The 6,648-nt window shown below is 68.1% G+C and carries 5 protein-coding genes; 3 read left to right on the top strand and 2 right to left on the bottom strand.

Annotated features, from left to right (window positions below; translation table 11 throughout):
* Window positions 1-238 precede the first annotated feature (238 nt).
* Window positions 239-1,483, top strand: a complete 1,245-nt coding sequence (locus ASE31_RS00850) for an NAD(P)/FAD-dependent oxidoreductase (RefSeq protein WP_057199655.1) — start codon at window positions 239-241, stop codon at window positions 1,481-1,483.
* Here ASE31_RS00850 and ASE31_RS00845 read toward each other — a convergent pair.
* Both ASE31_RS00845 and ASE31_RS00840 read right to left on the bottom strand, forming a co-directional pair.
* On the bottom strand, window positions 1,477-2,208 hold the full coding sequence (locus ASE31_RS00845; protein ID WP_057199654.1) for a helix-turn-helix transcriptional regulator: 732 nt from the start codon (window positions 2,206-2,208) through the stop codon (window positions 1,477-1,479). The genes ASE31_RS00850 and ASE31_RS00845 overlap by 7 nt on opposite strands.
* Window positions 2,209-2,279: 71 nt before the next feature.
* A complete protein-coding gene (locus ASE31_RS00840; RefSeq protein WP_057199653.1) occupies window positions 2,280-5,540 on the bottom strand; it encodes an EAL domain-containing protein in 3,261 nt (1,086 codons plus the stop codon).
* Window positions 5,541-5,862: 322 nt separating this feature from the next.
* Here ASE31_RS00840 and rpsU point away from each other — a divergent pair, with 322 nt between their 5' ends.
* Together rpsU and ASE31_RS00830 are read left to right on the top strand one after the other, a co-directional pair.
* Window positions 5,863-6,075: a 30S ribosomal protein S21 gene (rpsU, locus tag ASE31_RS00835; RefSeq protein ID WP_007833691.1), complete on the top strand. Its 213-nt coding sequence runs from the start codon at window positions 5,863-5,865 to the stop codon at window positions 6,073-6,075.
* A 114-nt stretch (window positions 6,076-6,189) separates the two neighbouring features.
* Window positions 6,190-6,639, top strand: coding sequence for a GatB/YqeY domain-containing protein (locus tag ASE31_RS00830; RefSeq protein WP_057199652.1), 450 nt, complete (start codon window positions 6,190-6,192; stop codon window positions 6,637-6,639).
* Window positions 6,640-6,648: the final 9 nt, after the last annotated feature.

The raw sequence follows: 6,648 nt of genomic DNA, 5'->3' as shown, positions 1-6,648 counted from the left end.
CTAGGCGCCGGGCGCAGCCGGGTTGCACACCCGGCGAGCACGGCAACGACGAGTGCGGCCCTGTCAGACCCTCACCCTTCGGGCCGGGGTGGCAGCGGGCGCATCGCGGCGTTGCGGGATTTGCCAAGGCGGCCAGCCTTGGCCGCAGCCCGCGCCTTGCGCTGCACCCGCTGCCACCCCGGCGCACAGCCGATTTCCCGGTTTCAGTGGACTCGCCCCCCTACAATCCGCGGCATCCATGACCATCCCTTTCTTTGACGCCATCATCATCGGCGCCGGCGCAGCCGGCCTGTTCTGCGCGGGCCAGGCGGGCCAACGAGGCCTGAAGGTCCTGCTCATCGACCACGCCGAGAAGGTGGCCGAGAAGATCCGCATCTCGGGCGGGGGGCGCTGCAACTTCACCAACCGCGACCTCGATCCAGCTGCGCCGCACAAGCACTTCGTGGGGCAGAACCCGCAGTTCTGCCGCTCGGCGCTGTCGCGCTACACGCCGCAGGATTTCATCACGCTGGTGCAAAAGCACGGCATCCCCCACCACGAAAAGCACAAGGGCCAGTTGTTTGCCGACCGCTCGGCCGAGGACATCATCGCCATGCTGCTGGCCGAATGCGCCGCAGGCGGCGTGACGCACTGGCAGCCCTGCGGTGTGAAGAAGATCGATTTCCAGACCGGCACCGACGGCCAGGGCGGCAGCTACCTGGTGGACACCGACCGGGGCCCGGTGCAGGCGCGCAGCCTGGTGGTGGCCACGGGCGGGCTGTCCATCCCCAAGATCGGCGCCACCGATTTCGGCTACCGGCTGGCGCGGCAGTTCAACGTTCAGCTCATCGAACAACGCCCAGGCCTGGTGCCCATGACCTTCGACGGGGACGCCTGGGCGCCCTATGCGCAGCTCTCGGGCCTGGCGCTGCCGGTGCAGATCAGCACCGGCGCCAAGAAGGCGCGCATGGTGTTCGACGAGGACCTGCTGTTCACGCACCGGGGCCTGTCGGGCCCGGCGGTGCTGCAGATATCGAGCTACTGGCAGGAAGGCACGCCCCTGGCCATCAACCTCGCGCCCACGGTGGACCTGCCGGCCGCGCTGGCGCAGGCCAAGCTGCGCTCGCGCAAGCTCATCGCCAATGAGCTGGCCACCCTGGTGCCGAGCCGCCTGGCCGATGCCTGGGCCCAGCGCGAGGCGGACTGGCAGCGCCCCGTCGCCGAAGCCTCGGACAAGGCACTGGCGCGCCTGGCAGAACAACTGGCGCGCTGGGAACTCACCCCCACCGGCACCGAGGGCTACAAGAAGGCCGAAGTGACGCTGGGCGGCGTGGACACACGCGTGCTCTCGCAGCAGACCATGGAGTGCAAGACGCAGCCGGGCCTGTACTTCATCGGCGAGGTGGTGGACGTGACCGGCTGGCTGGGTGGCTACAACTTCCAGTGGGCCTGGGCCAGCGCCCATGCCTGTGCCGGGGCGCTCCCCGCCAGCACAGCTCAGTGATCGACCATCGCATTCCACCGCGCATGGCCTAGCCAGTTGCGCAGTGCGATGGCACCGCCAGGCGTGATCTCCAGCGCCCGGCTGTCGGCACGGCGCAGCAGCCAGCCCTGGCCCAGGCAATGGCTGCAGATCACGGCGCCCAGGCGGCCGGCCACATGCATGCGCCGCTCGCTCCAGTCCAGGCAGGGACGGCAATGCGGGCGCTTGCCGCTGCCCGCCGCGCCCTGGCTGGCCTCTCCATCCAGGCCCAGGCGCTGCAACACCGGTGCGGCCTGCGCCGTGACGTGGCCGCCCGCATCGCCGTCGAAGGCCATGGCGCCTTCGTCCAGCAGGTGCTCGGTGATGGCCACGCCCAGGCGGCCGGCAATGTGGTCGTAGCAGGTGCGCGCGGTGCGCAGGGCCGCATCGCGCGGGCCGACCACCACCCGCCGGGGAGCGGCGGGTGCGGGTTGCTGCACGGCCAGTTGCATCAGGCCTTCGAGCACGCGCGCCACGTCGGCTGAGGCCAGTCGGTGGTAGCGGTGGCGGCCCTGGCGTTCCAGCCGCAGCAGGCCGGCCTCGACCAGCAGGGCCAGGTGCCGGCTTGCCGTCTGGGCGGTGATGTGGCCGGCATCGGCCAGCTCACGCGCCGTGAGCGCGCGCCCGTCCATCAGCGCCACCAGCATGGCCGTGCGCGCGGGCTCGCCCACGAGGCCGGCGATGTGGGCGATCTGGTTGGTGTTCATGCCCACAGTGTGCACCGCGTGAGCGCAAGAACACTTCGCACGCCGACGAAGTGGGCCCCCCGGTGAACAGCTCAGGGAATGCTGACCAGTTCGCCAAAGCGCGAATCACCCAGTGCGGGGCGGCTGGCGTGGTGCAGCACCCACTCCTGCAATTGCGCCACGGGCAGCGGCCGGGTGAAATGAAAGCCCTGCAGCTCCTCGCAGTCGAGCGCATCCAGCACCTGGGCGGTGGCCAGGTCCTCCACCCCTTCGGCGACGATCTTCAGGCCCAGCGTGTGCCCGAGCGCGATGATGGCGCGGGTGATGGCCATGTCGGCCGGGTTGGTGAGCATGTCGTGGATAAAGGACTTGTCCACCTTGAGCCGGTCGATGTCGAAGCGCTTCAGGTAGGCCAGGCTCGAATAGCCGGTACCGAAGTCGTCGATGGACAGCTGCACCCCCAGCGCCTTGAGCGCGGCCAGTTGCCGCTCGGCCGCGTTGGCATGGTCCATGAGCTGCGACTCGGTGATCTCCAGCTCCAGCCGGTGGGCCGGCATGCCGCTCTTGGCCAGCAGCGCCTCGATGTCGGGCACGAGCTGCGGGTCGGCCAGCTGTGCGGCCGACAGGTTGACCGAGACCGATACCTGGGACAGCGGATGCGGCGCCCGGCCCAGCGGGCCCTCGTACTCCAGCGACTGCCAGGCCAGCCACTGCGCACTGGCCTGCTGCAGCACCCAGGCGCCGATGGGGCGGATCATGCCGGTCTCTTCCGCAATGGGGATGAACTCGCTGGGCGGCACCATGCCCAGCACCGGGTTGTTCCAGCGCAGCAGCGCCTCCACGCCCTGAAGGCGCCCTCCCCGGGCGCTCAGCCGTGGCTGGTAGTGCAGGCTGAACTCGCCGCGCCCCAGGGCCCGGCGCAGGTGCTGCTCCATGGACTGGCGGGCCAGCGCGCGCTGGTCGGTCTCGGCCGAATAAAACAAGGCCATGTCGCGGCCGGTGGTCTTGGCCTCGTACATGGCGGCGTCGGCCCGGCGCATGAGTTCGTCGATGTCGCCGCCGTCCTCGGGGTAGACCGCGATGCCCACGCTGCAGCTCACGTTGAGCTCGTGGCCCTCCACGGGGTGCGGCTGGCGGATCAGCGGGATCAGCCGGTTCTCGACCAGTTGCTGCACGTCTTCGGGCCCGGCCACGTCGCGCATGATGACCACGAACTCGTCGCCACCCAGCCGGCTCACGGTGTCGCGGCTGCGCACGGCCTGCGTGAGGCGCTGCGCCACCGAGCGCAGCAGGCCGTCGCCGATGTGGTGGCCCAGCGTGTCGTTGATGGCCTTGAAGCGGTCCAGGTCGATGAACAGCACGGCCACGCGCTCGTTGCAAGCCTGGGCGTGCGCCAGCGCCAGCTGCAGGCGCTGCACGCACAGCGAGCGGTTGGGCAGCTCGGTAAGCACATCGTGGTGGGCCAGGAACTGGATGCGCTCCTCGTTGAGCTTGCGGTCGGTGATGTCGATGGCGATGCCGATGTGGTTGACCACTGCCCCCGCCTTGCCCTCGCGCACGGCCGAGACCATGAGCCAGGCCGGGTAGGTCTCGCCCGAGCGGCGGCGAAAGCGCACCTCGCCCTGCCAGGACTCCTTGTCCTGCATGGCGCGCGCGATCTGGGCCGACAGCGGCTCCTGCCCTGCGGTGTCCTCCTGCAGGAACCCCAGGCCCTCGCCGATCACCTCATAGAAGTCGTAGTGCGTGCTGCGGCAGAAGGCCTTGTTCACGCTGATGATCTGCTGGTCGGCGTTCATGATGATGATGCCCTCGGACGAGGCCTCGAACACCTTGGCCCACAGCTCCAGGCGCTGCTCCATGACCTTGAGCACATTGATCGGCGTGAAGGCCGTGAGCACCGCGTCGCGCCCCTGGAACACCAGGCGCCGCGCCGACAGCACAGCCCAGGAGGGTTCGGGCCCGCCTTTCCAGCGCACCTCGAACTCGTCCACCGAGCCCTGGTCTGCCAGGCGCTGGAAGAAGCGCGCGCGCACGCCCGGCTCCAGCCCCGCCACCCAGGGGTCCACGGTGCGGCCGTTGAGCCACTGCCCGGCCGGCGCGTTGGAGTGCAGCACCTCGTGCTCGGGGATGGAGGTCACCATCAGCGGGATGGGGAAGGCCTCGACCAGCTCGCGCTGGGCTTCGGCGGCACGGGCGCTGGCGGCCAGCTCCTGTTGCAGCAGGCGCTCGCGGTCGAGCTGGGCCAGCATGCCATTGAAGGCGGTGACCAAGCGGCCGATTTCGTCGCTGCTGCTCCAGTGGGCGCGCAGCGTGTGGTCGCCGCTCTTTCTCACCTCGTCGGCCACGCGGGCCAGTTGCTGCAGTGGCTTGGCGATCTGGCGCGCCACCAGCGTCACCAAAGACAGGATGCAGCCCAGCAGCACCAGTGCTGTGCCCAGGTGCAGCCACATGCGCGAGTACAGGCTGTCCACGCGCTGGTGCAGCAGGCGATCGAGGTCGTTGATGCCCGAACCCCAGGCGGCCTGCAAGGCGCCCAGCACCTTGGCCTCTTGCTCGGTCAGCTGCGCCATGGTCAGGCGCGATTCGCCGCTGGCGATGGCCTGCAGGTGCGACTGGAATTCGAGCAGCGTGGCGTTGAGCGCCTCGCGGTCGTGCACCAGCGCGGTTCTCAGTTCAGGCGTGCCGGCGATGAAGGCCTGGTTGTAGTCCGACTCGATGCCCAGGGTGACGGCCTCCAGCCGGCCCACCAGTGTGAGCAGCTCGGACGACCATTGCGGCCCGCGCGCGGTGCGCGGGGAGTTCAAAAAGCTCACCGTGTCGTGCACCGCCTGCAGCAGCTCGGGAAAGCGCAACACCGACAGCGACATCTCGTAGTAGCTGTCCAGGTCCGGGTCCAGGATCAGGTTGGACTGGTTGCCCACGGTGGTGAGCAGCTCGCGCCCATCGCGCAGCAACTGGCTGCGCAACCGGGTGAGGGCCTGCGGATCGGCCTGTGCGGCGGCATCGGTGCCCAGGCGTTCCAGCGCGTCCTTGAAGCGCTGGCCGGCCTCCTGGGTGTGCAGGGCCTCGTCGTGCTCGGCGCGCACCGTGTCCAGGCGCGCCAGCGTGTCGGCCACCGACAGGGCTGGCTGGCCGGGCTGCAGGAAGCGGCCGAGCAGGCCATCGCGCACCACGGTGGCGTAGCTGGTGCCCACGATCTCCTTGCGCGTGAAATCGATGGCCTGGTTCTTCTCGTGGATCAGGATGCTGGAGACATAGATCACCGCTGTGAGGTCCAGCAGATAGATGAGCATGAGCTTGCGGCCCACACTGAGCCGGCCTAGCCAACCTGATACGCGGTGCATGATTGCCATGGGTGCCCAGTTTCCCGTTCCTGCAAGATGCGCCCGGCGGTTCGGTGCCGGACGATGAGATCGTGCTCCAGTGCGCCCAAGCCAGGCGCAATGGAAACACTCTGTAAGTACACATGCAATTTCCGCGCCACACGCACCACCTTGGGGCGCACGGAACGCACTTGCACATTTCCCGCATCCGACTGCTATAATGCTCGGCTTCGCTGGCATGCCCCGTCGGCCAAATACTAGTTACAGACGGGGGCAACCGCCACGCATGGTCTTGAGGCCCGATCTCCCCAAGACCCTCTGCGCGGCAAAAAAATTTGGAACACATTAGCTAATGACTACGATCCGCGTAAAAGAAAACGAACCCTTTGACGTTGCACTGCGCCGCTTCAAGCGCACCATTGAAAAGCTCGGCCTGCTGACCGACCTGCGCGCCCGCGAGTTCTACGAAAAGCCAACGGCCGAGCGCAAGCGCAAGAAGGCTGCCGCCGTGAAGCGCCACTACAAGCGCGTGCGCAGCATGCAGCTGCCCAAGAAGCTGTACTGATCGCTGGCCCTCACAGGCCGCATCAACCCGCGCTCGGGACGCCAGGCGCGGGTTTTTTGCTTTTTGCGCTCCCTTTTTTTGCAGATTCAACGACAAGACCTCAGGAGAAATGCCATGTCCCTCAAGGACCAGATCACCGAAGACATGAAGACCGCCATGCGCGCCAAGGACAGTGAGCGCCTGGGCACCATCCGCCTGCTGCTGGCGGCGCTGAAGCAAAAGGAAGTTGACGAGCGCATCGAGCTCGATGATGTGGCCGTCATCGCCATCGTGGACAAGCTGATCAAGCAGCGCAAGGACTCCATCGCCGCGTTCGAGCAGGCTGCGCGCCAGGACCTGGCCGACAAGGAAAAGTCCGAGCTGGTGGTGCTGCAGGCCTACCTGCCCGCGCGTATGTCGGCAGAGGAGACCCTGGCCGCCGTCAAGGCCATCGTGGCCGAACTCGGCGCCTCGGGCCCTGGCGACATGGGCAAGGTGATGGGCGCGGTCAAGACCCGCCTGGCCGGCAAGGCCGACATGGGCCAGGTGTCGGCAGCGGTGAAGACCGCGCTGGCCGGCGGCTGATCGCCTCTA

This window comes from Acidovorax sp. Root217 (assembly GCF_001428645.1).
Taxonomy (GTDB): Bacteria; Pseudomonadota; Gammaproteobacteria; order Burkholderiales; family Burkholderiaceae_C; genus Acidovorax.
The sequence above is the reverse complement of the archived record's forward strand: the minus strand, read 5'-3'. Positions and strand labels throughout refer to the sequence as shown.

What these genes read in the sequence shown, in the direction of transcription:
- rpsU (WP_007833691.1), top strand. Translation starts at nt 5,863, where the DNA reads ATGACTACGATCCGCGTAAAAGAAAACGAACCCTTTGACGTTGCACTG.
- ASE31_RS00840 (WP_057199653.1), bottom strand. Translation starts at nt 5,540, where the DNA reads ATGGCAATCATGCACCGCGTATCAGGTTGGCTAGGCCGGCTCAGTGTG.
- ASE31_RS00850 (WP_057199655.1), top strand. Translation starts at nt 239, where the DNA reads ATGACCATCCCTTTCTTTGACGCCATCATCATCGGCGCCGGCGCAGCC.
- ASE31_RS00830 (WP_057199652.1), top strand. Translation starts at nt 6,190, where the DNA reads ATGTCCCTCAAGGACCAGATCACCGAAGACATGAAGACCGCCATGCGC.
- ASE31_RS00845 (WP_057199654.1), bottom strand. Translation starts at nt 2,208, where the DNA reads ATGAACACCAACCAGATCGCCCACATCGCCGGCCTCGTGGGCGAGCCC.